At 71.1% G+C, this 22,384-nt stretch carries 19 protein-coding genes; 5 read left to right on the top strand and 14 right to left on the bottom strand.

The genetic code is table 11. The features are described 5' to 3' along the window. Nucleotides 1-110 precede the first annotated feature (110 nt). Entirely contained in the window at nucleotides 111-1,640 is a 1,530-nt protein-coding gene (locus ABT070_RS27415) for an aldehyde dehydrogenase (NADP(+)) (protein WP_351764532.1), read from the bottom strand. A gap of 139 nt (nucleotides 1,641-1,779) precedes the next feature. On the opposite strand from ABT070_RS27415, the gene ABT070_RS27410 reads away from it, so the two are divergent. From ABT070_RS27410 to ABT070_RS27400, 3 genes are all read left to right on the top strand, one after another. Then, nucleotides 1,780-2,553 carry an IclR family transcriptional regulator gene (locus ABT070_RS27410; protein ID WP_314222449.1) on the top strand — a complete coding sequence of 258 codons (774 nt, stop codon included), beginning with the start codon at nucleotides 1,780-1,782 and terminating at the stop codon, nucleotides 2,551-2,553. Between the two features lie 3 nt (nucleotides 2,554-2,556). Then, nucleotides 2,557-3,027, top strand: coding sequence for a GNAT family N-acetyltransferase (locus tag ABT070_RS27405; protein WP_351764531.1), 471 nt, complete (start codon nucleotides 2,557-2,559; stop codon nucleotides 3,025-3,027). Between the two features lie 131 nt (nucleotides 3,028-3,158). Next, nucleotides 3,159-4,616: a peptidoglycan D,D-transpeptidase FtsI family protein gene (locus ABT070_RS27400; protein ID WP_351764530.1), complete on the top strand. Its 1,458-nt coding sequence runs from the start codon at nucleotides 3,159-3,161 to the stop codon at nucleotides 4,614-4,616. A 72-nt stretch (nucleotides 4,617-4,688) separates the two neighbouring features. Here the strand turns inward: ABT070_RS27400 and ABT070_RS27395 are convergent, their stop codons facing one another. Further along, nucleotides 4,689-6,140, bottom strand: coding sequence for an NCS2 family permease (locus ABT070_RS27395; RefSeq protein ID WP_351764529.1), 1,452 nt, complete (start codon nucleotides 6,138-6,140; stop codon nucleotides 4,689-4,691). Nucleotides 6,141-6,408: 268 nt separating this feature from the next. Here ABT070_RS27395 and ABT070_RS27390 point away from each other — a divergent pair, with 268 nt between their 5' ends. After that, nucleotides 6,409-6,978: a SigE family RNA polymerase sigma factor gene (locus ABT070_RS27390; protein WP_351764528.1), complete on the top strand. Its 570-nt coding sequence runs from the start codon at nucleotides 6,409-6,411 to the stop codon at nucleotides 6,976-6,978. After that, nucleotides 6,975-7,853, top strand: a complete 879-nt coding sequence (locus ABT070_RS27385) for a hypothetical protein (protein ID WP_351764527.1) — start codon at nucleotides 6,975-6,977, stop codon at nucleotides 7,851-7,853. Before ABT070_RS27390 ends, ABT070_RS27385 begins: the two co-directional genes overlap by 4 nt. Nucleotides 7,854-7,868: 15 nt before the next feature. Here the strand turns inward: ABT070_RS27385 and ABT070_RS27380 are convergent, their stop codons facing one another. From ABT070_RS27380 to ABT070_RS27325, 12 genes are all read right to left on the bottom strand, one after another. After that, nucleotides 7,869-9,023, bottom strand: a complete 1,155-nt coding sequence (locus tag ABT070_RS27380; RefSeq protein ID WP_351764526.1) for a right-handed parallel beta-helix repeat-containing protein — start codon at nucleotides 9,021-9,023, stop codon at nucleotides 7,869-7,871. A 133-nt stretch (nucleotides 9,024-9,156) separates the two neighbouring features. Continuing rightward, nucleotides 9,157-9,954 carry an HAD family acid phosphatase gene (locus ABT070_RS27375; protein ID WP_351764525.1) on the bottom strand — a complete coding sequence of 266 codons (798 nt, stop codon included), beginning with the start codon at nucleotides 9,952-9,954 and terminating at the stop codon, nucleotides 9,157-9,159. A gap of 164 nt (nucleotides 9,955-10,118) precedes the next feature. Then, nucleotides 10,119-11,231 carry a right-handed parallel beta-helix repeat-containing protein gene (locus ABT070_RS27370; RefSeq protein WP_351764524.1) on the bottom strand — a complete coding sequence of 371 codons (1,113 nt, stop codon included), beginning with the start codon at nucleotides 11,229-11,231 and terminating at the stop codon, nucleotides 10,119-10,121. Nucleotides 11,232-11,280: 49 nt separating this feature from the next. After that, nucleotides 11,281-12,528: a dienelactone hydrolase family protein gene (locus ABT070_RS27365; RefSeq protein WP_351764523.1), complete on the bottom strand. Its 1,248-nt coding sequence runs from the start codon at nucleotides 12,526-12,528 to the stop codon at nucleotides 11,281-11,283. After that, complete coding sequence (locus ABT070_RS27360) at nucleotides 12,515-13,546, bottom strand: pectinesterase family protein (RefSeq protein ID WP_351764522.1); 1,032 nt, start codon at nucleotides 13,544-13,546, stop codon at nucleotides 12,515-12,517. Before ABT070_RS27360 ends, ABT070_RS27365 begins: the two co-directional genes overlap by 14 nt. Before the next feature lies 1 nt (nucleotide 13,547). After that, the gene (locus ABT070_RS27355; RefSeq protein WP_351764521.1) at nucleotides 13,548-14,702 is read right to left on the bottom strand and encodes a pectinesterase family protein; all 1,155 of its coding nucleotides are present in this window, start codon (nucleotides 14,700-14,702) and stop codon (nucleotides 13,548-13,550) included. A gap of 83 nt (nucleotides 14,703-14,785) precedes the next feature. Beyond that, complete coding sequence (locus ABT070_RS27350; RefSeq protein WP_451101515.1) at nucleotides 14,786-16,117, bottom strand: pectate lyase family protein; 1,332 nt, start codon at nucleotides 16,115-16,117, stop codon at nucleotides 14,786-14,788. Between the two features lie 55 nt (nucleotides 16,118-16,172). Then, a complete protein-coding gene (locus ABT070_RS27345) occupies nucleotides 16,173-16,988 on the bottom strand; it encodes a rhamnogalacturonan acetylesterase (protein ID WP_351764519.1) in 816 nt (271 codons plus the stop codon). 107 nt (nucleotides 16,989-17,095) lie between these two features. Next, nucleotides 17,096-18,433 (bottom strand): ABC transporter substrate-binding protein, encoded by a 1,338-nt coding sequence (locus ABT070_RS27340; protein ID WP_351764518.1) that lies wholly within the window; start codon nucleotides 18,431-18,433, stop codon nucleotides 17,096-17,098. A gap of 265 nt (nucleotides 18,434-18,698) precedes the next feature. Further along, on the bottom strand, nucleotides 18,699-20,219 hold the full coding sequence (locus ABT070_RS27335; protein WP_351764517.1) for a glycoside hydrolase family 43 protein: 1,521 nt from the start codon (nucleotides 20,217-20,219) through the stop codon (nucleotides 18,699-18,701). Then, the gene (locus ABT070_RS27330; protein WP_351764516.1) at nucleotides 20,216-21,070 is read right to left on the bottom strand and encodes a DUF6807 domain-containing protein; all 855 of its coding nucleotides are present in this window, start codon (nucleotides 21,068-21,070) and stop codon (nucleotides 20,216-20,218) included. Before ABT070_RS27330 ends, ABT070_RS27335 begins: the two co-directional genes overlap by 4 nt. After that, a complete protein-coding gene (locus tag ABT070_RS27325; protein ID WP_351764515.1) occupies nucleotides 21,070-22,248 on the bottom strand; it encodes a Gfo/Idh/MocA family protein in 1,179 nt (392 codons plus the stop codon). Before ABT070_RS27325 ends, ABT070_RS27330 begins: the two co-directional genes overlap by 1 nt. Nucleotides 22,249-22,384: the final 136 nt, after the last annotated feature.

Below are 22,384 nucleotides of genomic sequence, written 5' to 3'. Positions count from 1 at the left end.
CATCATCGCAGGGGGGCTGGGAAACCGAGGGGCGCGGGGGCGCCGCGCGACAAGCCACGACGGACCTGCACGCGGCGATCCACCGCGCCCCCGGACGCTCGCGCGGAGTGCTACCGCTCCAGACGTCCGTTGAACCGGCGCGGCAGCCCCAGCTCGTTCTCGTCCCGAAGCTCCACGGGCAGCAGCGCCGCGGGAGCGTTCTGGTAGGCGACCGGCCGCAGCCACCGCTCGATGGCGGTCCCGCCGACGGAGGTCGACGTGGAGGTGGTGGCCGGGTACGGCCCGCCGTGGTGCTGGGCCGGCGCGACGGCGACGCCCGTGGGCCAGCCGTTCACCAGCACGCGTCCGGCCAGCGGGGTCAGCTCGGCGAGGATCTCCCCGCCCCGGCCCTCGCCCGCGGCCTCCTCCTCGGACAGCTGGACGGTCGCCGTGAGGTTTCCGGGCAGGCGCGACAGCACCGCCCTGACCTCGCCGTCGTCGTCGTAGCGGACCACGACGGTGACCGGCCCGAAGCACTCCTCGAGCAGCAGGTCGTGCGCGCCCTCGGCGACCAGCCGGGAGGCGGGCACGGTCAGGAAGCCGGCGCTGACCGTGTGCTCCCCGCCCGCACCGGGCGTCACCGGCGACTCCACGTCGGGCAGCTCGGCCCGCTCGGCGACCCCGGCGATGAAGTTGTCGCGCATCCGGTGGTCGAGCAGCACGCCCGCGTCGGTGTCGCTCACCGCGTCCGTGAGCGACTTGACCAGCCCGTCGCCGGCCGCGCCGGACGGCACCAGCACCAGTCCCGGCTTCACACAGAACTGCCCGACTCCCAGCGTCATGGACCCGGCGAGGCCGGCGCCGATGGCCTCGGCCCGCTCGGCGGCGGCCGCCTCGGTCACGACGACGGGGTTCAGCGAGCCCAGCTCGCCGTGGAACGGGATCGGCACCGGACGGGCCGCCGCCGCGTCGAACAGTGCGCGTCCGCCCCGGATCGACCCGGTGAAACCGGCCGCGGCGACCAGCGGGTGCTTGATCAGTTCGACGCCGGCCTCGAAGCCGTGCACCAGACCCAGCACGCCCGCCGGGATGCCGTGGTCGGCCGCGGCCGCGCGCAGCACCTTGGCGACCAGCTCGGACAGGCCCGGGTGGTCGGGGTGGGACTTGACGACGACCGGGTCGCCCGCCGCGAGCGCGCTGGCGGTGTCACCGCCGGCGACGGAGAACGCGAAGGGGAAGTTGGACGCCGAGTACACGGCCACCACCCCGAGCGGCACCTTGTAGCGGCGCAGGTCGGGGATGGGCGGGGTGGCGGTGTCGTCGGGGTGGCTGATGACGACGTCGAGGAACGCACCCTCGTCGACGATGTCGGCGAACGCGCGCAGCTGGTAGCAGGTGCGGGCGAGCTCGCCGGTCAGCCGGACCGGGCCGAGCGCGGTCTCCGCGTCGGCCACCTCCACGAGCGTGTCCTTGGCCGCCTGGAGCCGGTCAGCGGCGGAACGCAGGAAGGCGGCGCGGACGGTACGGTCGGCGAGGAAGCCGCGCGCCTCATGGGCGGCGCGGACGACGGCGTCGACCTCCTGGGCCGTGGCCTCCACCGCAACCTGTTCACGCTGCTTCCCGGTTCGGGGGTCGACACTCCAGACTGGTGCTGCTGCCACCGCGGGTCCCTCCACGCTTGGTTCTGACCACGTTTGGTACTGGCTCATTCACCAGGGTCGTTCGATATACTGAACGCTGTCTCTGATGATGAATATGCTGTCGGAGCGTATTTCCCGTCGAACGAAGGGGTCAAGGGCGATGTCGGCTGGCGAGACGGGGGGCGGGGCGCAGGTCAAGTCCGCGGTGCGGACGGTTGAGCTGCTGGAATACTTCGCCGGCCGCCCCGGAATGCACTCTCTTGCGTCGGTCCAGGAGGCCGTCGGATATCCCAAGTCCAGTCTCTACATGCTGCTGCGCACGCTGGTGGAGCTGGGCTGGGTGGAGACGGACGCGACGGGCACGCGGTACGGCATCGGGGTGCGGGCGCTGCTCGTCGGCACCTCCTACATCGACGGCGACGAGGTGGTCGCGGCCGCCCGTCCCACCCTGGACCGGCTCTCGGACGACACCACCGAGACCATCCACCTGGCCCGGCTCGACGGCACGAACGTCGTGTACCTCGCCACCCGCCAGTCCCAGCACTACCTGCGTCCCTTCACCCGGGTCGGCCGCCGGCTCCCCGCCCACTCCACCTCGCTGGGCAAGGCGCTGCTGAGCACCTGCACCGACGAGCAGGTCCGCAAGCTGCTGCCGGAGACGCTGCCGGCGCTGACCGAGCACACGATCACGGACCGCGAGAAGCTCATCGAGGAGCTGCACCAGATCCGTGAGCAGGGCTTCTCGGTGGACCGCGAGGAGAACACGCTGGGCCTGCGCTGCTTCGGCGTGGCGATCCCGTACCGCACGCCGGCCCGGGACGCGATCAGCTGCTCGGTGCCGGTGGCGAGGCTCACCCCCGCGCACGAGCAACTGGTGAAGGACGCGCTGTTCGACGCACGCGACCGGCTGACACTGGCCACCCGTAGGCTCTGAGGCATGCTGATCACCCTGCGCCAGGTCCACGACAGCGATCTGCCGGTGTTCTTCCGGCAGCTGAACGACCCCGAGTCCCTGCGGATGGCCGCGTTCACCGCGAAGGAACCGGCCGACCGGGACGCCTTCGACGCCCACTGGGAGAGGATCCGCGCCTCGTCCGCCGTACCGCGCACGATCCTGGCCGACGGGGACGTCGTCGGCAGCGCGGCGGTGTACGGGGAGGCGGGCGAGCGCGAGGTGACGTACTGGGTGGACCGCTCCTACTGGGGCCAAGGCATCGCCACCGAGGCCTTGCGGGCGCTGGTGTCCGAGGTCCCGGAACGGCCGCTGTTCGCACGGGCGGCGGCCGACAACGCCGGTTCCCTGCGCGTCCTGGAGAAGTGCGGCTTCCGGCCCACCGCCCGGGCCACCGGCTACGCGAACGCGCGCGGCGCGGAGATCGAGGAGATCGTGCTCCGCCTGGAGTCCTGACCCGAACCGGCCGCGGCCGAACGGGCCGCAGCTGAACGGGCCGCGGCCGAATCGGCCGCAGATGAACGGTCGATGAGAAAACGGGGCGGATGGGAACGATTGCCTCCATCCCGTTCGTCCTTCTGTTCGCAATGAACAAGACGATCAGGCGCGCCTCGGTCTTCGCGCTGCTGCTGGTGTTCGCCCTGCTGCTCCGGGCGACCTGGGTGCAGTTCTACGAGGGCCGGGCACTCGCGGACGACAAGCTCAACCGGCGCAACGCGATCGAGACGTACGCGGAGCCGCTCGGGAACATCATCGTGGCCGGAAAGGCGATCACCGGATCGGCCGTCACCACGGGCGGCGACCTCAGATACAAGCGCACGTACACGGACGGCGAGCTGTACGCGGCGGTGACGGGCTACGCCTCGCAGAGCTACGCCCCCACGCAGCTGGAAGGCATCTACGCAGACCTGCTCAACGGCACGGACACCCGTCTGAAGACCACGCTGGACACGGTCACCGACAAGCGGGCGGACCCGGGCAACGTGCTCACCACGATCGACCCGGACGTGCAGAAGGCGGCGTACGACGCGCTCGGCGACAAGAAGGGCGCGGCCGTCGCGATCGACCCGGCGACCGGCCGGATCCTCGCGGTGGTGTCGACCCCGTCGTACGACCCGTCGACGCTGACCGACGCCAACACCGCGGGTACCGCCTGGAAGAAGCTCACCGCGGACTCCGACAAGCCGCTCACCAACCGGGCGCTGCGGCAGCCGCTGGCACCGGGCTCGACGTTCAAACTGGTCGTGGCGGCGGCCGCGCTGGAGGACGGGCTGTACTCGTCGGTGGACGAGAAGACCGACAGCCAGGACCCGTACACCCTGCCGGGCACGCGCACGGTCCTGAAGAACGAGAACACGTCGGCGCCCTGCGAGAACGCCACGATCCGGGTCGCGCTGCAGTACTCCTGCAACAACGTGTTCGCGCACATGGCCGTCCAGCTCGGCCAGGACAAGCTGAAGGCGACGGCCGAGAAGTTCGGCTTCAACGACGACAGCCAGGACGTGCCGGTGCGGGCGTACCCGAGCGTCTACCCGTCCGACATGGACGAGTCGTCCACCGCCCTGACCGGCATCGGCCAGTTCGACGTGACCGCGACGCCGTTGCAGATGGCCATGGTGTCGGCTGCCCTGGCCAACGGCGGCAAGCTCGTCTCGCCGCACATGGTCTCGCAGGTCACCGATGGCGGCGGTGACGTCCTCGAGGACTACGACGACGAGGCGTCGACCACGCAGATCGTCAGTTCCTCCACCGCCGAGCAGCTTCGGTCGGCGATGCAGACGGTCGTCGAGAAGGGCACCGGCACGAACGCGATCATCGACGGCGTCACCGTCGGCGGCAAGACGGGCACGGCCCAGAACGGCGAGAACAACAGCAAGGCGCCGTACGCCTGGTTCACGTCGTACGGGAAGTCCGACTCCTCCGGCGAGCAGGTCGCGGTCGCGGTGGTGGTCGAGCAGTCGGACGCCGCGCGGTCCGAGGTCAGCGGGAACGGGCTGGCCGCCCCGGTCGCGAAGGCGATGATGAAGGCGGCGCTGAAGAACTGAGGTCGGCTGCGCGACCGGCCCGCGGGTCCGCGGTGCCCGGTCGCGCAGTCCCCCGCGCCTCCTCGGGGCGCGCTACTTCACGCCGAGGATCTGCTCGATGGGGTCGATCGCGAAGTAGACCACGAACAGCGCCGAGGCGCCCCACAGCAGCCAGTGGACCTCCTTCGCCTTGCCGAGCACCGTCTTGATGACGACGTACGCGAGGAAGCCCGCGCCGATGCCGTTGGTGATCGAGTAGGTGAACGGCATCACGGCGATGGTCAGGAACGCCGGGATCGCGATCTCGTACTTGTCCCAGTCGATGCTCTTGACCTGGGTCATCATCAGGAAGCCGACGGCGACCAGGGCGGGGGCGGCGGCCTGGAGCGGGACGATGGTGAGGAGCGGCGTCAGGAACAGGGCGAGCGCGAACAGCGAGCCGGTGATCAGGTTGGAGAAGCCGGTGCGCGAGCCCTCGCCGACGCCGGCCGCCGACTCGATGTAGGAGGTCGCGGAGGAGGACGAGGCCGCGCCGCCCGCGACCGCCGCCGCGCCGTCGATGAGCAGCACCCGGCCGAGGTGGGGTACGTCGCCCTTCTCGTCCAGCAGTCCGGCCTCCGCGCTGATGCCGACGACGGTGCCCATCGTGTCGAAGAAGTCGGACAGGATCAGGGTGAAGATCAGCAGGACGACGGTGATGACGCCGGTCTCGCCGAAGGCGCCGAACAGGCTGAAGTGACCGATCAGCCCGAAGTCGGGGGTGTCGACGATCCTGTCCGGCCACGAGGGCGTCGTCAGGCCCCAGGACTTGATGTCCGCGATCGAGTTGATGACGATCGCGAGGACCGTCATCGTCACGATGCTGATCAGGATCGCGCCCTTGACCTTGCGGGCCAGCAGACCGATCGTCAGCAGCACGCCGAGGCAGAAGACGAGCACCGGCCAGCCGGTGAGGGTGCCGGTGCCGCCCAGCTGCACGGGGACGGTCGTGTTCGCGACGTCGGGGATGCGGCTGACGAAGCCGGCGTCGACGAAGCCGATGAAGGCGATGAACAGGCCGATGCCGACGCTGATCGCCTGCTTCAGCGGTTGCGGGATGGCGTGCATGACGGCCTCGCGCAGACCGGTCACCACCAGCACGCAGATCAGCAGGCCTTCGAGCACGATGAGGCCCATCGCGTCGTCCCAGCTCATCAGCGGGGCGATCTGGAAGGCGACGACCGCGTTCAGGCCGAGGCCCGCGGCGAGGGCGAGGGGCAGGTTGCCGCCGACACCCATGATGATCGTCATCACCGCGGCCACCAGGGCGGTGGCGGTGGTGAGTTGGACGGCGTCGAGCTGGTGCCCGAACTTGTCCTTGGCGCTGCCCAGGATGATGGGATTCAGGACAAGGATGTAGGCCATGGTGAAGAACGTGGCGAAGCCGCCGCGTATCTCCCGGCCGAAGGTGGATCCCCGCTCGGAGATCCTGAAGTACCGGTCGACGCTGTTCGCCGCGGGGGGCGCGGTACCCGGCCGGTCGGCCGTCACTTGCGTCTCGGACATGGCTGGTGCTCCTAGGTGCCTGAATGATCTGGGTGCGGATGCTGGCTGGATTGTTCCTGCGTTGAACCGTCTTCAGGTTTTCGTCGTGTTACGGAATCGGACTCCGAAGTCGTTCGGCCTGCCACCTGACGTTCGAACCCCCGTACCAGACCGACTGATCGAGCACTGCTACGCTTCCCGATCTCGCCCCGGCCACCTCCTCGGGGCATCCCCATGTCATTCACATGACACACACAGTCGCACCGGTCGTTCCGAGAAGAGGTCACCCGTGGGCACAGTCGTCGACGACGCCGCCTCCGTGGAGTTCCATGCCTTCTTCGACCGCCACTACGCCGAACTGTCCCGTCTCGCCCACCTGCTGACCGGTGAGGCGGACGCCGCCGACGATCTCGCGGCGGACGCGCTGCTCGCGCTGTGGCACCGCTGGGACCGGGTGCGCGCCGCCGACCATCCGGTGGCGTACGCCCGTGGCGTCGTCGCCAACCTCGCCCGCACCCGCATCCGCAGCGCCGTCCGGGAGCGCCGCAGGATCGCGCTGTTCTGGTCGCAGCGCGAGGAGAAGACGGAGAACCCCGACATCGCGGGCGTCGTGGACGTCCAGTCGGCGCTGCGTAGACTTCCGTTCCGCAAACGGGCCTGTGTGGTGCTGCGGCACGCCTTCGACCTCTCGGAGAAGGACACGGCGCTGGCCCTGGGGGTCTCGGTGGGTACGGTGAAGAGCCAGACCTCGAAGGGGATGGCCGAGCTCCAGAAGCTGCTCGGCGCCAAGGGAACTCCGCTCAAGGTGCCCGCGATGGTGCGCACCGGTGAGGCCTCGGCCTCAGGAAGGGACCGATGACGATGCAGCGGGACGTGCACGACGAGCTGCGCGCCCGGCTGCACGAGGCGGCCGAGGCACACGAACCCGACCGGGCGTACATCCTGGCCCGCGTCGAACGGGGCATGGCGGGACAGGCACAGGGACCGGAACGGTCCGACCACCGGGCGAGCCGCCCGCTCCTGTGGGGCTGGGCACGCATCGTGGGCGCCACGGCCGCGGTCGCGGGCATGCTCGCGGTCGGCGGCTACGCGGTGGCGTCCGCCGTGAAGGACGACACGCCCGCGCAGCAGACGGTCTCCGTCTCCTCGCCGCCGGTCGAGTCCCCGGACGCGACGAGCCGGCCGCCGGCCTCGCCGAAGGCCACGCCGAGCTCCGGCGGCGGCGCGAAGGACCCGGCGAAGCCGAGCGCCTCCCCGTCGAGGAGCTCCGCGGCGAAGCCCTCAACGCCCGCGGCCACCCTGCTGCCGACGACGACCGACACCGAGGACGGCCCGCTGTGGTCGGACGGTTCGGTCGACCCGCACAGCAACGACTTCTGGGCGCAGAGCAACATCACGATCAAGACGTCCGAGGCGCTCACCGGGCTGACCGTGCAGTTGAAGGTCGCGCAGACCGGCGGGGTCTCGTCGGCGGGCGCCTGGCGCTCCCTGCCCGAGGACGACTTCACGTTCTCGGTGGCCGAGCGGGACGGCTTCCTCGTCTACACCTGGGTGCTCAAGGAGGGCCGTACGGTCGCCGAGGGCGAGTGGGTGTTCGCCGGGCAGTACGACCACGACCGCGGCGGCCGTGACGCCAAGGACGACACCTACGCGGTCACGGGCCGCTCGGACGGGCAACAGGGTTCCGTGGGCGGCGGCTTCGCCTCCCAGGAGGACGACGAGGGCGATTCCTGACCCTCGGGGACCGGCCTAGTTCATCGTCGCGCCGATGACGGTCGAGCCGGTGGTCAGGAAGGCCGTCGCGGGCAGCGAGCCGTCCGCCTTCCGGGCGCCGTACGCCGTCGTCGCGTCGGTCGAGGTGAACGCCGGTGTGGACACCCCGCCGTCCCAGCTGTTCGCCGCGGAGACGGCCGACGAGCCCAGCCTGTCCGCCCCGCCCTTGTTGCCCACCGCCAGATTCCGGGCGAGCCGGGCCTTGCCGGTGGCGAAGTAGAACCCGGCCTCGGTGTTGGCGTAGGCGGTGTTGCGGTTCAGCACGACCGCCCCGGTGTTGGAGTTCTCGGTGAACCCGTTCAGCGTGTTGTCCCAGGCCGCGTTGTTGTTGACGACATGCGCGACGGCCACGCCCCCGCCGCCCAGTTTGAAGCCGTTGCCGTTGCCCTCGAACGCGGAGTCGCTCCACCGGTTCCTGCCGTTGCCGAAGGCCCACGAGTGCTCGACGGTGACCGCCGTGGAGAACTGCCACAGGTCGAGGCCGTCGTCCGAGTTGTCATACAGCCGGGCGCCGGTGATCCTGTTGCCGGTCCCGGAGCCGAACTTGACGGCGATACCGTCCGCGTTCTGGCCGTGGCCCGCGGCGTCGTAGTTGCCGTGGCTGTCCAGGTTCTGCACGAGGTTGTTCACCGTGTTGTCGCCGCGCAGGGTGAAGCCCGAGTCGCCGTTGTCCGCGGTGACCAGGTTCTCGAAGATGCCCCCGGTGGACGAGGTGACGACGAGGCCCTGGGCCGGGGAGGACCGGAAGGTGAGGTTCCGCACGGTCCAGTGACTGCCGTGGATCCCGGCGAGCCAGGAGCCGGCGGGCAGCTTGGATCCGTCGATCCTCACCTTCTCGGTGCCGTACGCCTGGAGCGTGATCCGGGCCGAACTCGTGCCGCTCGCGGTCGACTTGAGAGTGGCCGTCGGGTAGTACACACCGCCGCGGACCTGGATGACGGTGCCGGCGACGGCGTGGCTCACGGCCGACTCCAGCTGGGCGGTGGTGGAGACGGTGACCGTCGACGAGGCCGCTTCGGCGCCGCCTTCGGACAGGCCGAGGTAGACGCCGCCCGCCCCCGCCGAGACCGCCACCGCGGCGGCGATCGAGAGGGTGCGGGTCCTGCGGTGGCGTCCGGTGCTCATGCGCACGGGGCGTTCCTTCCGGTGAGGGAGTGAGGGAGGAAACGGGCCGGAGGGGCCGCCCCGGCCCGTTTCCGCACCTCAGTCGTCACCGTGGCCGCAGCAGGTTGCCGTGCCACCGAAAGGGATCGAAAAAGTTGCGTCAGCCGACGTAGTACGTCGGGTTCGGCAGCTTGTACGTCCGGTCGGCGTAGCCGCCCTCGAGGTCGGAGTACTGGTCGCCGAAGTTGGCGATGATCTCGTAGCCGAGGTCGTGCTCGATGTGCTTGCGGGTGCCGGACTTGTACTGGACGGTCGTGCAGGTCCAGGCGCCCGGGGTGGCGCAGCCGCTCAGGTACGACGGCGGGGCGGCCGCGTTCTTGAGGAAGATGTGGTCGGCGTCGAGGTTGATGTCGGCGCCCACCTTCTTCAGGTTCTCCACGGCGGCGGAGCGCTGCGCCTCGGCGAGGCCCGAGTTGTAGAAGACCTCGACGCCCTTCTTCTCGGCGTACTGCACGAGTTCGGGGCTGCCGAACACCGCCGGGCGGTCGGCCTTGTTCACGTACGCCGCCCAAGTGGCGGAGTTGTACGTGTAGTTGTACCGCTTCTCGTAGTCGAGGCTGAGCAGCAGCGTGTCGTCGATGTCGAAGACGACCGCGGGCTTCTCGCCCTTCCGGACCGCCTTGCGGGCGGCCTGGTCGATGTACTTCCTCGCGGCCTTGTCGATGCTCGCGAGGTCCTTGGCGTACGGGCTGGTCGGCGACGCCTGGTACACGCCGTTCGCGTCCGGCGCGGTGCCGTAGTAGGTGTCGATGTCCTTCACCAGGAGCCCGATGTTGTACGGCTCGTGGGTGGAGTTGGCCGTGGACTGGCCGGCCGTGGCCGCGCCGGCGCCGTAGAGGGCGGCGCCGGCGACGGCGCAGGCCGCGGCGATGGCCGCGATGCGCAGTGGCTTATGCATGACACGTTTTCTACGCGCGTCACGCGGCCGAGCGCGAGACCCGTTGCCCGATCGATACCCGTCCACGGGCAAAAATCGGGTCAAGCGAACGAGGCGGACGATCGGGTCGGGCGCCCGGACGGCCCGGCGGGGGGCCCGCCGGGCCGTCCGTGGTCGGTCCAGGGTCAGTCCATGGTCGCTCCGATGGTCGTCGAACCCGTGGTCAGGAACGTGGTCGTGGGCAGCGTGCCGCTCGAGCTGCGCGCGTTGTACGTGGAGCTCGCGTCGGTGGACCTGAAGGCGGGTGTGGAGATGCCGGAGTCCCAGTTGTTGCCGGCCGAGGTGACCGACGACCCCTTGCTCACCGAGCCACCGCCGTTGCCGACGGCCAGGTTCTTGCCGAGCTTGGCCGAGCCGGTGGCGAAGTAGTAGCCCCACTTGCTGTTGGCGTAGGCGGTGGTGCGGTTGATGACGATGGCACCGGTGTTGGAGTTCTCGGTGAAGCCGTTCCCGGCGTTGCCCCAGGCGGCCGAGTTGTTGACGACGTGCGCGACCACCTCGCCGTCGCCGCCCAGTTTGTAGCCGTTGCCGTCGCCCGCGAAGGCCGAGTCGGACCAGCGGTTGACGCCGTTGCCGAAGGACCAGGTGTGCTCGATGGTCACGGGCGAGGAGAAGGACCAGAAGTCGATCCCGTCGTCCGAGTTGTTGTAGAGGCGGGCGCCGGTGATGAGGTTGCCGGAGCCGGAGCCGTACTTCACGGCCACGCCGTCGGCGTTCTCTCCGTGGTTCGCGGCGTCGTAGTGGCCGTAGGAGTCGATGTTCCTGACGGTGTTGTTGACCGTGCCGTCCCCGGTGAGCGTGAAGCCGGAGTCGCCGCCGTTGATGGTCTTGATGTTGTTCCAGTTGGTGCCGGTGCAGGACTGGCAGACGACCGCGCTGTCCGGGGAGTTCTGGAAGGTGATGTTGGAGACGTTCCAGTAGTCGGCGGTGAGTTTGAAGATCCAGTCCCCGTCGGGCAGCGACGAGCCGTCGATCTTCACGGTCTCCGAGCCGTACGCCGTGAGGGTGACGGGCGACGAGGAGGTGCCGTTGGCCGTGGACTGGAGGGTGGCCGTCGGGTAGTAGGTGCCCGCGCGAACCTGGATGACCGTGCCGGCGGTGGCGTTCTTGATGGCGTTGGACAGGTCGGTGGAGTTGCTGACCACCACGGTGGCGGCCTGCGCCTGGGTGGGCAGGACGGCGAGTCCGGCGCCCAGGGTGAGGGCGGCGACGGCCGTGAGAGCGGTACGACGAGACATGGAGTGCGGGTCCTTTCCGTCGTTCAGGGGGATGGGGCGAGGGAGCGGTTCACAGGACGGTGTCGAGCCAGCTGAAGACCTCGTCCTGCATGCGGTCGACGAAGACATGGCCGAGGTCGGGCCAGCTCTTCAGGTGCAACCGCTCCTCGGCGTGACGGGAACGCCAGACGGCGCGCAGCCGGTCGTGGGCCGCGCGGACGCCGTCGGCGGGGAACAGCGGGTCGAGCCCGCCGTCGAAGAACAGCATCGGCCTGGGTGCGGCGATGCTCGCCACGTCGGGGAAGTCGAGGTACCGGGGAAGCCCGGGGTGGAGCATGTAGTACGAGGACTGCCCGCGCAGGGTGTTGTTGCCGGGCACCATCATGTCCTTCAGGCCGGTCATCCAGCAGACGGCCGCCGCCGCGGCGAGGTCGTCGCTGAGCGCGGCCGCCTGCCAGGCGCGGAAGGCGCCCATGGAGAATCCGACGGCCGCGACCCGGCGCCGGTCGACCCGGTCGAGGCCGGCCAGGAATCCGGCGGCCCGGGCGTCCTCGCGGGCCATGAGTCCGGCGAGCGAGGAGCCGAGGTTGTAGAAGTTGGAGGCGAGGGCCTGCTGCTGGTCGTAGGCGAGGGGCCCGCGGTCGCCCCAGCCGAGGGCGTCCGCGCACAGCACGGCATACCCGCGCCGGGCCAGCTCGTCGCCGACGAACCGCCCGCTGAAGTACCGCTCCGACCAGGCCTGCGCGGAGGCCAGCCGGGTGTCGTCGTACCAGGGCCGGACCAGTTTCTCCTTCCCGATGTCGAACTTCGCCCCGTGGTCGTGCAGGAGCAGTACGGCCGGGAAGGGGCCGGGGCCGTCCGGGGTGAGGAGGGCGGCGCGGACGCGTTCGTGGCGGGTGAGGGAGAGCGTCACCAACTCGGCGGTGTAGCCGTCCTGTCGGCTCCGGCCGGTGAATTCGGGGGCGTACGGGGTCCGGTCCTGCGCTCCGACGACCAGCAGCTCCTCGACCTTGGCGCGGGCGGCCCGGCGCCAGGCGCGGAAGTCGCGGATCGGGGAGTTTCCCCAGGCCAGGGGGAAGGCCAGCTCGGCCTTCAGGGCGGGGTGGAAGTCGGGCAGCGGACCGTCCACGACAGCTGACCGTTCGTCCGCAGCGGCCGTCCGCCCGTCCACGCCGGCCGCCTGCCCGCCCACGCCGGCCGCCTGCGCGTCCGTGGTGGCCGCCTGCGCGTCGGCGGTGGCGGCGGCCCCGGTCAGGAGCGCCGCCCCGGTGCCGACCACGAAAGCCCGCCGTCCCACCGCCGGATCACGGGCGCCCATACGGCCTCCAGTCCCCGAGATACGTCCGCCGGGTGTGGGTGGCCGCCTCCTCGGTGGTCAGCTGCGGCCGGTTCTCCGGTACCGCGATCACCGCGCCGGGGCCGGAGTTGGCGTGTTCACGGAAGCGCATGGTCTGCCAGGGGTAGGCGTCGCGCATGTTGGTGTACGGGGTCACCGCGTCGATGCCGGGGCCGATCCAGGTGTCCCGTACGACCAGCGAGGGCCAGGCGGTCGTCTCGTACGACGGCACCCAGGGGCGGGCGATCTTGTACGCCGCGTCCTCGGCGCCGGAGGTGATCCGGCCGCGCAGCGCGAGGAAGCCGTAGGGGTTGGCGCGGGCGGTGGCGGGGGCGAAGACCATGCCCTTGGGGGTGAAGGTCACGTCCCGCCGGAGGGTGTGGAAGTGGCAGGCGTCGAAGACGGCCCGGCCCCGCCCGAAGACGAAGTCGACGTCGCCCTCGACGTAGCAGCGGTGGAAGTACTGCCGGTCGAAGGCGTCCAGCGCGGTGGTGTCGGCGAACAGGGTGTCCTGGTGGCCCAGGAACCGCACGTTGTCGAAGTGCGTACGGTCGCCGGTGACGTAGGCGGCCACCGCCTGGGTGCCGGTGATCTCCGGGTGGTCGGCGCGCAGCCAGTCGTTGGCGAGGGTGAGGTCGCGGACGGTGAGGCCGGGCGCGGCGGAGGTGAAGGTGGCGGAGCCCGCGGTGCCGTAGGTTCCGGACCCGTCGGGCTTCGGCGTGCCGTTGGCGTTGTCGAAGACGAGGACGACGTCACGCGGGTCACGGGTGGCGCCCCGCAGCGTCAACTCAGCCTTGTCCGCTGTCACATCGAGCACCTCGCGATAGGTGCCCGGGTGCAGGACGATCGTCCGGCCGGGGCCGGAGACCGCGTCCACGGCGGCCTGGACGGAGTCGCCCGGGCGGACGTGCAGGACGCGGCGGCCGGTGGCGTGGGCGGGTGTCGCGCCACCGGCGGCCAGGCCGCCGGCGAGGCCCGCGAGGAGGGTGCGTCGGCGCATCTCAGCAGTCCTCCTTCCAGGGCTCCCAGTCGCCCAGGTAGGCCGCACGGGTCGCCGACCCGGCCTGTTCGGCGGTGAGTTGGGGTCGGTTCTCCGGGACCGTGATCCGGGCTCCCGGCCCGGTGTTGCGGTACTCGGCGAACCGCTGGCTCTGCCACGGGAAGGAGGCCGACATGTCGGTGTAGGGCGCGACCGCGTCGATCCCGGCGTCCAGGCGGGTGTCGCGGACGGTGAGCATCGGACGGGCGGTGGTGTCGGAGCTGGGCACCCAGGGGCGCGCCAGTTTGTAGGCGGCGTCGGGCGCCCCGCTGCTGATCCGGCCCCGGACGACCAGGTATCCGAGCGGGTTGGCGCCCGCCGTCGAGGGGGCGAAGACGAAGCCGTAGGGGGCCGCGGCCAGGTCGGTGCGGTTCAGGGTGCGGAAGTGGCACTGCTCGTAGACGGCCGTCGCCCGGCCGAACACGAAGTCGACGTCCCCCTCGACGTAGCAGTGCGCGTAGTACTGCCGGGAGAAGACGGCGAGGGCGCGGGAGTCGGCGTACAGGGTGTCCTGGTGGCCGAGGAAGCGGCAGTGGTGGAAGGCGGAGCGGTCGCCCTGGACCTTGACGGCGACGGCCTGGGTGCCGGTGATGTCGGGATGGTCGGCGCGCAGCCAGTCGTTGGCGAAGGTGATCCAGCGGGCGGTGAAGCCGGCGGCCTGCACGGTGGTGGTGGCCGACCCGGTGGTGCCGTAGGTGCCGCCGCCGGGCTTGGCGGTGCCGGCCGCGTTGTCGTAGACGATCACGACGTCGCGGGGGTCCTCGGAGGCGCCGATCCAGGTGGCGTCGGTGCGGGTGGCGTCGAGGGCGACGGTCTCCCGGTAGGTGCCGGGGGCCAGGACCAGGGTCCAGCCGCTGCCGGTGGTGGCGGCGACGGCGTCCCGGACGCCGGTGAAGTCGCCCCGGCCCAGCGGGTCGACGTACAGGGTCCGCGGGGTGCGGCGGGCGGCCGGCGAGCCGTGGCGGCCGAACGGGCCGCGTCGCGCGGTGGCGGCCCGCGCGGGTGCGGCGGCGAGGCCGAGGGCGGCGGCCGTACCGGCGGCCGCCGTCAGGAATCCCCTTCGGGAGAGGGGGAGCCGGGTGTGCCGGGGATCTCGGGGGTGTCGGGGCATGGGCATGCGGGTGCTCCTTGGCGGTGCGGCTCTGCTGAGGGGGCCGGGGCGGCGACGGGCGCCGCCCGCCCCGGCCGTCGTAGGAGGGGTCAGCCCAGGCGTCCGGCGCCCGCGCCGCAGTCGACGATCCGGGGGACCGCCTTGGCCGGGTCGACCTTGGTGCGCAGGGTCGGCGTCCAGCCCGCGCCGGACTCCAGGACCTCGGCCGGGATCTCCGCGTTGTGCACGGCGATCAGGTCCGTGAGCGTGCCGTTGACGTAGTTGCCGTCGGCGGTGAGCGGTGCCACGTTCCACCGCTTCAGCACCTTGGCCGCGCTGACCCCGGCCGGCAGCGTGAACGCGTTGTGCTGGGCGACGAGTCGGGACTCCTTGCCGATGCCGAAGCTGTAGGCGAAGGAGTCGTCGGCGACGAAGTGGTTGTTGTAGGAGTCGACCTGTCCGAAGCGGACCCTGGGGGCGCGCTCGACCAGGTTCGAGAACTGGTTGTGGTGGAAGGTCACCTTCAGGTGCCCCCGGTCGCCGACGGCCGTCGACTCGCTGTCGCTGTTGCCGACGAGGATCGTCTTGTCGTGGTCGGTGAAGACGTTCCAGGAGGCGGTGACGTAGTCGGCGCCCCGTACGATGTCCAGCTCGCCGTCGTGCTGCTGGTACAGCATGCCGAAGTAGGTCGGCGCGGCGCTGTCCGGGTGCGATCCGTCGGTGAACGTGTTGTGGTCCAGCCACACGTGCGTCGAGCCGTAGACGACGGCCGTGTCGTACTCGGAGTTCCAGTTGCCGTTCGTGCCGTCGGTGGGGTCCCACTGCGGGAAGCAGTCGATGGGCGACTCGAAGGCCAGGTTCCGGACGATCACGTTGTCGACGGCCTTGATCTGCAGGCTGACGCCCTTGAAGCCGGCGTTCTTCCCGATGCCGACGATGGTGGTGTTGGCGGGGATGTTCGCCTTGATGGCCGTGTCCTGGGCGGCGGCGGAGGCGCGCCGCAGCCCCTCCGGGCTGCCGTCGGGCTCGGCGCTCAGGTCGGTGTCCAGGCCCCAGGTCTCGGGCGCGTACGCGTCGAGGTAGGCGTCGAAGTCGTAGCCGGGCGCGGCGAACGCGTCGCATCCCTCGGCGACGGCGTCGATGACTCCCTTCACCTTGATGATCTTCGGCGCGCTGCCGCCGGCGGCGAGGGCGGCCTTGAACCCGGCCCAGGTGCTGACGGTGTACACGTGGTCGGCGTCGGCCGCCGAGCCGCCGGTGGTTCCCGTCCCGTAGGAGGCCCAGCCGTCGTTCGCGGCCAGGGCCTGCCGGCCGAGGTCGCGGGACGCGGAGCGGGAGGGGGCATCGGCCTGGGCGGACGCCGTGCCGGTGACGGACAGCACCAGCGCGGTGCACCCCACCAGGGCACCAATGACGCGGCCATGACATTTCTGTGTACGCACTGTACGGGTCTCCTCTTGTGACGAAAGGCGTGCGGGTCCTGCGCGAGCGGTACGTCTACGCGAGCGGTACGTCCTGCACGAGCGGTGCGGGCCAGGTGATCCAGGACGTGGGGATCTCGTCGTGCAGCCGGACGGCGTCACGCGGCCCGAGCACCCGCGTCCGCAGCAGTTCCCGCACGACGAGCCGCGCCACGGCGATGGCGCCCGGCGGATTGAAGTGCGTGTTGTCCTGCTCGGTGTCGGTCCAGTTGAAGTACGTCTTCGTCTCCTCGACGCCGAGTCGCTGCCACAGGGCGAGCGACAACGCCTGGACGTCGAGCAGAGCCACCCGCTCCGCCTCGGCGAGCGCCCGCATGGCGGCCGGGTACTCACCGTGCGTCGGCACGGCGTTCCCCGCGGCGTCGAACCTGCGCCGTTCGACGGGCGTGGCGAACACCGGCCGCGCGCCCTTCGCTCGGGCGCCGTCCGCGTACATCCGCAGGCAGTCCTGGTAGGTGGTCCAGGGCTCGGTGTAGCGGGTCGGATCGGTGGTCTTCTCGTCGTTGTGCGCGAACTGGACGAGGAGCAGGTCCCCCGGCCGGATCGCGGCGAGGACGGCGTCCAGCCGCCCCTCGTCGATGAAGCTCTTCGAACTGCGCCCGTTCACCGCGTGGTTGGCGACGGGCCGGTCCTTGTGCAGGAAGAAGGGGAGCGCCATGCCCCACCCGGTCTCGGGCGCGGCGTCGGAGTACTTCTGGGCGGCGGTGGAGTCACCGGCGATGAAGAGCGTGCGGGGCCGGCGGGCCCCGGCCCGGGCGGGCGCGGCCGCGACCGCGGCCAGCGGAACGGCGGCGAGTGCCGCCGAGGTGACCTGTCTGCGGGTAAGGGACACGAGGTGCACCTCTCAACAGGGGCAGATGAATGTCTTCTCGGGGGCGCGGGGAACTGCGCGACCGGCCACAACGGGCCCGCAGTCCCCCACGACCGAAACCGCTCGGACTACGCGTGGTTCTTCTTCCAGTCGGCCTGCGCCGTGTTCAGCTGCTCGGCCAGCGTGTCCAGGAAGTCCTTCGCGCTCAGCTTCCCGAGCAGCACCTTCTGGAAGTTCGGCTCGTTGTCCGCCTTGGAGATGGTGTTCCAGTCGGGCAGGTAGTAGGGCAGCTGCACGATCTTGGTGGTGGTGCCCGCCAGTGCCTCGGCGGCCAGCTTCGTCGCTTCCGACGACTGCACCCAGCTGTCCTGCGCGGCCTCGTTGTTCGCCGGCACCTGCCCCGCCGTCTCGTTCCACTTGCTGTTGGACGCGTGCGACGCGGCGAACTCGATGAACTTCCAGGCGGCGGTCTTGTTCTTGCTCGCCTTGAACAGCCCGAGCCCGTCGACCGGGTTGGACACCTGAACCCGCGTGCCGTCGTCCTGCGTCGGCGCCGGAATGCCCTTGAACTTGCCGGCCAGCGCCTTCTCGTGGTCGCCGTACGAGCCCAGGTTGTGGCTCAGCATGCCGATGGTGCCGGAGTCCCACTGGGCGACCATCTTGGTGAAGTCGTTGTTCACGTCGGCGGACGGGGTGTCCTTCTTGAACAGGCCGACGTACTTCTCCAGCGCGGCCACGTTCTTCGGGTCGTTGACCGTGGTCTTCTCGCCGTTCCAGAACTCGGTGATGCCGCTCTGCCCGTAGGTGGCGTCCAGTGCCTGGGCGATGGACCCCGCGCCACCGCGGATGGTGTACCCGAACGCGTTCTTGTCCTTGTTCGTGAGCTTGTCGGCGGCCGCGTAGAACTTCGTCCAGGTCGTCGGCGCGTCGAGACCGGCCTGCTGGAACAGGTCGGTCCGGTACCAGAGCGTGCCGTTGTTCGCGGAGGTCGGCACCGAGTACGTCTTGCCGTCGATGCCCGCGGCCTTGACGCCGTCCAGGAACTTCTCGTTGAGCTTGCCGTTCAGCGCGCTCCCGGAGATCCGGCTGTCCAGCGGTTCGAGGGCGCCCTGCGCGGCGACCTCGGCGAGCATCGCGGTGCCCACGCCGCCGACGTCGGGCAGCCCGCCGCCCTGGATGGCGGTGTCGTACTTGGACTGGACGCTGTCGGCCGGCACACCGACGTAGTTGACCTTGATGTCGGGGTTCGCCTTCTCGAAGTCGGCGATGATCTCCTTCCAGACGTCGGTACGCACACCGCCGTTGTTGTCCCAGAAGGTGATCTCCCCCTTGCCGGAGCCCTCGCCTCCCTTGTCCCCCGCGCCGCCGCTGCCGTCGTCGCCGCAGGCGGTGGCGGTCAGCGCGAGCACGGAACCCAGGGCGACGGCCAGGGCGGCGCGCCTGCTTCTGCGGATGCTGCTCTTCATGTGGTCGGCTCTCTTCTTCTGGATCCCAACGGAGATATGAAGTTGTGGGGGGTCAGTGGGTGGGTGGGTCGGCGGGTGGGCGGCGCCGACCGCAGTCAGGACCGCAGCCGGTCTCGGCAAGCGCTTGCTGGGGAAGTGCGTCATTGCGGCTCCCGACAGGCGTACGGAATGAACGGAAGTGATGGGTCAGAGCGGGCTGAGCGGCTGAGCGGGCGGAGCAGGCTGAGCGGCGGAGCGGTCAGAGCAGGCTGAGCGGGCTGAGCGGTCAGAGCGGGCTGATCCGGAACTCGTCGAACGAGGCCGCTCCGGCGTGCCCGGTCCCGGTGGGCGCGAGGGCGAAGAGGCCGAGCAGGGCACCGACCCAGCGCCAGGGCGTGGCGGCGAACACGGGTCCCGAAAAGCGCAGGCCGTCGCCGGTGTCGTACGCGAAACGGCAGCGGGCTCCGGTGCCGATCTCGATCCGCAGGCGGGCCCGCCCCCGGGGGGCGAGCCTCGGGTGGGCCGCGTCCCGTTCCCGGTCGGCGACCGCCTCGGCGAACCGGTGCACGAGGTGGACAGCCCCGTCGGTACCCCGCTGGAGTCCGATCCAGCCGAAGGCGTCCCCGAGGACCGCGAGTCCGGCGCGTGCTCCCGGCTCCTCGCTGTGCAGTTCCAGTTCCACCTCCACGACGGACGGGAGACCGGGCAGCCGTTGGGTGAGGACGCTCGGCAGCCGGCGCAGGTCGTGCGCGTCGGCCGTGCGCACGCAGGTCAGGCGCAGTCCGTCGGCGGAGTGCTGGGTGGCGAGGCCGTCCTGCGGGTTGGCCGTCCACGACCACTGGCGGCCGAAGCGCCCGCCGGGGAAGTCGTCGTCGGTGGCGGGTGCGGCCGGCGGTCCCGCGGGCAGGTCGGGCCGCCGGTGTTCGAGCACGGGGGCGCCCTCGTCGCCGATCACCGGCCAGCCCGCCGCGCTCCCGGACGCGCCCCAGCGCATCGGCTGGAGGTGGACTACACGGCCGTACGCGCCCCGCTGCTGGAAGTGCAGGAACCAGTCCTCGCCGGACCGGGTGCGCACCCAGCCGCCCTGGTGCGGGCCGTTGACCTCGGTGTCCTTCTGCTCCAGGACGATCCGCTCCTCGTACGGCCCGAAGAAGTCCCGGGCCCGGAAGGCGCCCTGCCAGCCGGTCTCCACTCCCCCGGCGGGCGCGAGGATCCAGAACCAGCCGTCGTGCCGGTAGAGCTTCGGCCCTTCGATGGTGAACCAGCCGGGGATCCGGTCCCCGTCGACGATCACCTTGCCCTCGTCGAGGACGGCCGTCCCCTCGGGGTGCATGCGGTGGCCGGTGAGCCGGTTCTTCACGCCCGCGCGGGACTTGGCCCAGGCGTGGACCAGATAGGCCTCGCCCGTCTCGTCGTCCCACAGGGGGCAGGGATCGATGAGTCCCCGGCCCGCCTTGACCAGCAGCGGGCGGGACCAGGGCCCCCTGATCTGCGGGGCGTTGACCTGGAAGATGCCCTGGTCGGGATCGCCCCAGAAGATCCAGAAACGGTCGTCGTGGTGCCTCAGGGACGGCGCCCACACTCCGCAGTCGTGCCGCGGGGACCTGAACTCGTCGGCGGGTTCCAGGCGTTCGAGCGCGTGGCCGATCAGCGTCCAGCCGACCAGGTCGCGCGAGTGCAGCAGGGGCAGACCGGGGGCGCGGCCGAAGCTGGAGGCGGTGAGGTAGAAGTCGTCGCCCACCCGCACGACGTCCGGGTCGGACCAGTCGGCGTTCAGGACGGGGTTGGTGTACGTCTCGTACGTCACTGGCTGACCGCCTTCCGTACCAGCGCCGCGGCCTCGTCCCGGCCCAGGCGGCCGTCGGCGACGACGGTGACGATCCGGCGTACGGCCGTCTCGCCGGGCGGAACCGCCAGCCTCGTGCGCGAAGCCAGCGAGGAGCCGACGCCCGGGTACTCGGCGGTGCGGACGAACCAGGGGTCGCGGCGGGTGGCCGCGGTCGCCCCGGCGAAGACGAGGGTCCAGTGGGCGCCGGCCAGGGCGAGCCAGTCGGCGCGGGTTCCGTGCACGGATGCCTCGCCCTCCGTGCCGGCGGTGAACACCTCGGGGGCCGCGTCCTCCTTCCGGGCCCGCCAGAAGAAGCCGCCGTAGGCCGCTCCGGGGCGCCCGTTCGTCGCCGGGCTGCCGATGGACAGCGGGCCGGAGGTGACGTTGGTCAGCGAGAAGGTGAAGTCCAGCGCCCAGGCGGAGTCGGTGAGTTCGGTGGCCGCGACCGTACGGCGCTCACGCAGCAGCTCCGTTCCCGAGGCGACCCAGCGCAGCTCCTCCACGAAGCCGTCCGGGTCGCGGAGCTGGAAGGAACCGTGCCGCTGGGCGCCGTGGTTGTCGAGCTCGGTCGGACCCCGGTCGCGGACGTAGGTGCGTCCGCCCCAGAAGTTGTGCCCCTCGACGTCGGGTACGGCTACACCGACGCCGAGGTGGTGTGCGTGGTCGGCCGGGCTCAGTTCGGTGACCGCCGTGCCGGCCAGGGTGGTGACGGGGTGCAGATAGGGGCGCGGGGAGAGTCCGGCGGGCAGTTCGGGCCGGGTCACGTAGCGGGCGACCGGGCGGCCGGCGACACGCAGGACGACCGGTGCGTCGGGTGCGGTTGCGGTCATCAGGGGCTCACCTCTTTCGGATGCGCGGTCGTGAACGCCCAGGGGGCGCCCAGTTCGGAGTAGAGGGCGAGGGTGTCGGCGGCGGCCGCGACGAGGCCGTCGATGCCGGGGACGACCCGCCGCTCCTCGTCGGGCAGCAGCCGCCAGTCGCCGTCGGGCACCTGCACCGGGTCGGGGGCGACCCGGATCGCCTCGACGACCCGCATGAACGACTCGGTCACGGCGGGCGGGACCAGCAGTTCCGTTCCGTCGGTGAGGTGCTCGACGAGGTTCTCCAGCAGGTCGGTGCGGCCGTACTCGAACTCCTCGGGGCCGTGGCCGGCCCGCTGGAGCAGGACGCGGTCCTGCTTGTACCAGTACGTGATCCGGCCGCGGCTGCCGTGCACGATGACGTACGGGTCGTCGGGATCCTCGGCGCACAGCGTGGCCGCGACGACGATCTCGCGGCCGTCGGCCGTGGTGACGCGGACGCAGGAGGTGTCGTCGGACTCGATGGCGTTGGCGTGCGCCAGCTCGGTCTCGATGCCCCTCACGTCGGTGGCCCGGGTGGCGCCGGCCAGCGCGAGGGCGGTGGCGACGGCGTGCGCGAGCGGGTTGGTGAGCGCCCCGTCGATCACGTCGACGCCGTTCAACCGCCGCCTGCCCGCCCAGGGCGCCCGTCGGTAGTACGCCTCGGGCCGGGCCCAGGCCCCGGCGCCGCCGACCCCGGCGACCTCGCCGACCACCCCGTCCTCGATCAGCGCGCGGATCGCGGGCACAGCGTGCGAGCCCAGCGACTGGAAGCCGATCTGGCAGACCACGCCCGCCTCGGCGACCCCGTCGGCCATCCGGCGGAACTCGGCGTAGGAGGGCGCGGGCGGCTTCTCCAGGAGCAGGTGCACACCCCTGCGCGCGGCGATCAGGGCCAGGTCGGTGTGGGTGGGGATCGGGGTGCAGACGACGGCGATCCGGGCGCCGGTCGTGTCGAGCAGCGTGCCGAAGTCGGCGGACTGCTCGGGCGTGCCGAGGCCCTCGGGGATCTCCGCCGGGGTCAGCGGGGTCAGCTCGCAGACGCCCGCCAGGCGGACGATGCCCTTGTCCTGGAGCCGGCGGATGTTGTCCAGGTGCCAGCGGCCGTGGCCGCGCGCGCCCGCGAGGACGATCGGGACCGGGCTGCTCATCGGTTCGGCGGTGCTCATGGGATCCTCCCTGCGCCCGCGCCGCGTGCCACCTCGCGGTCGGCCACCGCGGCGCTGTCGATCTTTCCGTGCAGGGTAGGCGGCCGGCCGGGGTCCGCCGTGCGGTCGCGCTCGCCGGTCGGACGGAACTTCGCCC

It is taken from the genome of Streptomyces sp. NPDC002884 (genome assembly GCF_040295245.1).
Taxonomy (GTDB): domain Bacteria; phylum Actinomycetota; class Actinomycetes; order Streptomycetales; family Streptomycetaceae; genus Streptomyces.
The sequence above is the reverse complement of the archived record's forward strand: the minus strand, read 5'-3'. Positions and strand labels throughout refer to the sequence as shown.

What these genes read in the sequence shown, in the direction of transcription:
- ABT070_RS27410 (WP_314222449.1), top strand. Translation starts at nt 1,780, where the DNA reads ATGTCGGCTGGCGAGACGGGGGGCGGGGCGCAGGTCAAGTCCGCGGTG.
- ABT070_RS27405 (WP_351764531.1), top strand. Translation starts at nt 2,557, where the DNA reads ATGCTGATCACCCTGCGCCAGGTCCACGACAGCGATCTGCCGGTGTTC.
- ABT070_RS27400 (WP_351764530.1), top strand. Translation starts at nt 3,159, where the DNA reads ATGAACAAGACGATCAGGCGCGCCTCGGTCTTCGCGCTGCTGCTGGTG.
- ABT070_RS27395 (WP_351764529.1), bottom strand. Translation starts at nt 6,140, where the DNA reads ATGTCCGAGACGCAAGTGACGGCCGACCGGCCGGGTACCGCGCCCCCC.
- ABT070_RS27385 (WP_351764527.1), top strand. Translation starts at nt 6,975, where the DNA reads ATGACGATGCAGCGGGACGTGCACGACGAGCTGCGCGCCCGGCTGCAC.
- ABT070_RS27375 (WP_351764525.1), bottom strand. Translation starts at nt 9,954, where the DNA reads ATGCATAAGCCACTGCGCATCGCGGCCATCGCCGCGGCCTGCGCCGTC.
- ABT070_RS27370 (WP_351764524.1), bottom strand. Translation starts at nt 11,231, where the DNA reads ATGTCTCGTCGTACCGCTCTCACGGCCGTCGCCGCCCTCACCCTGGGC.
- ABT070_RS27365 (WP_351764523.1), bottom strand. Translation starts at nt 12,528, where the DNA reads ATGGGCGCCCGTGATCCGGCGGTGGGACGGCGGGCTTTCGTGGTCGGC.
- ABT070_RS27360 (WP_351764522.1), bottom strand. Translation starts at nt 13,546, where the DNA reads ATGCGCCGACGCACCCTCCTCGCGGGCCTCGCCGGCGGCCTGGCCGCC.
- ABT070_RS27355 (WP_351764521.1), bottom strand. Translation starts at nt 14,702, where the DNA reads ATGCCCATGCCCCGACACCCCCGAGATCCCCGGCACACCCGGCTCCCC.
- ABT070_RS27340 (WP_351764518.1), bottom strand. Translation starts at nt 18,433, where the DNA reads ATGAAGAGCAGCATCCGCAGAAGCAGGCGCGCCGCCCTGGCCGTCGCC.
- ABT070_RS27330 (WP_351764516.1), bottom strand. Translation starts at nt 21,070, where the DNA reads ATGACCGCAACCGCACCCGACGCACCGGTCGTCCTGCGTGTCGCCGGC.
- ABT070_RS27325 (WP_351764515.1), bottom strand. Translation starts at nt 22,248, where the DNA reads ATGAGCACCGCCGAACCGATGAGCAGCCCGGTCCCGATCGTCCTCGCG.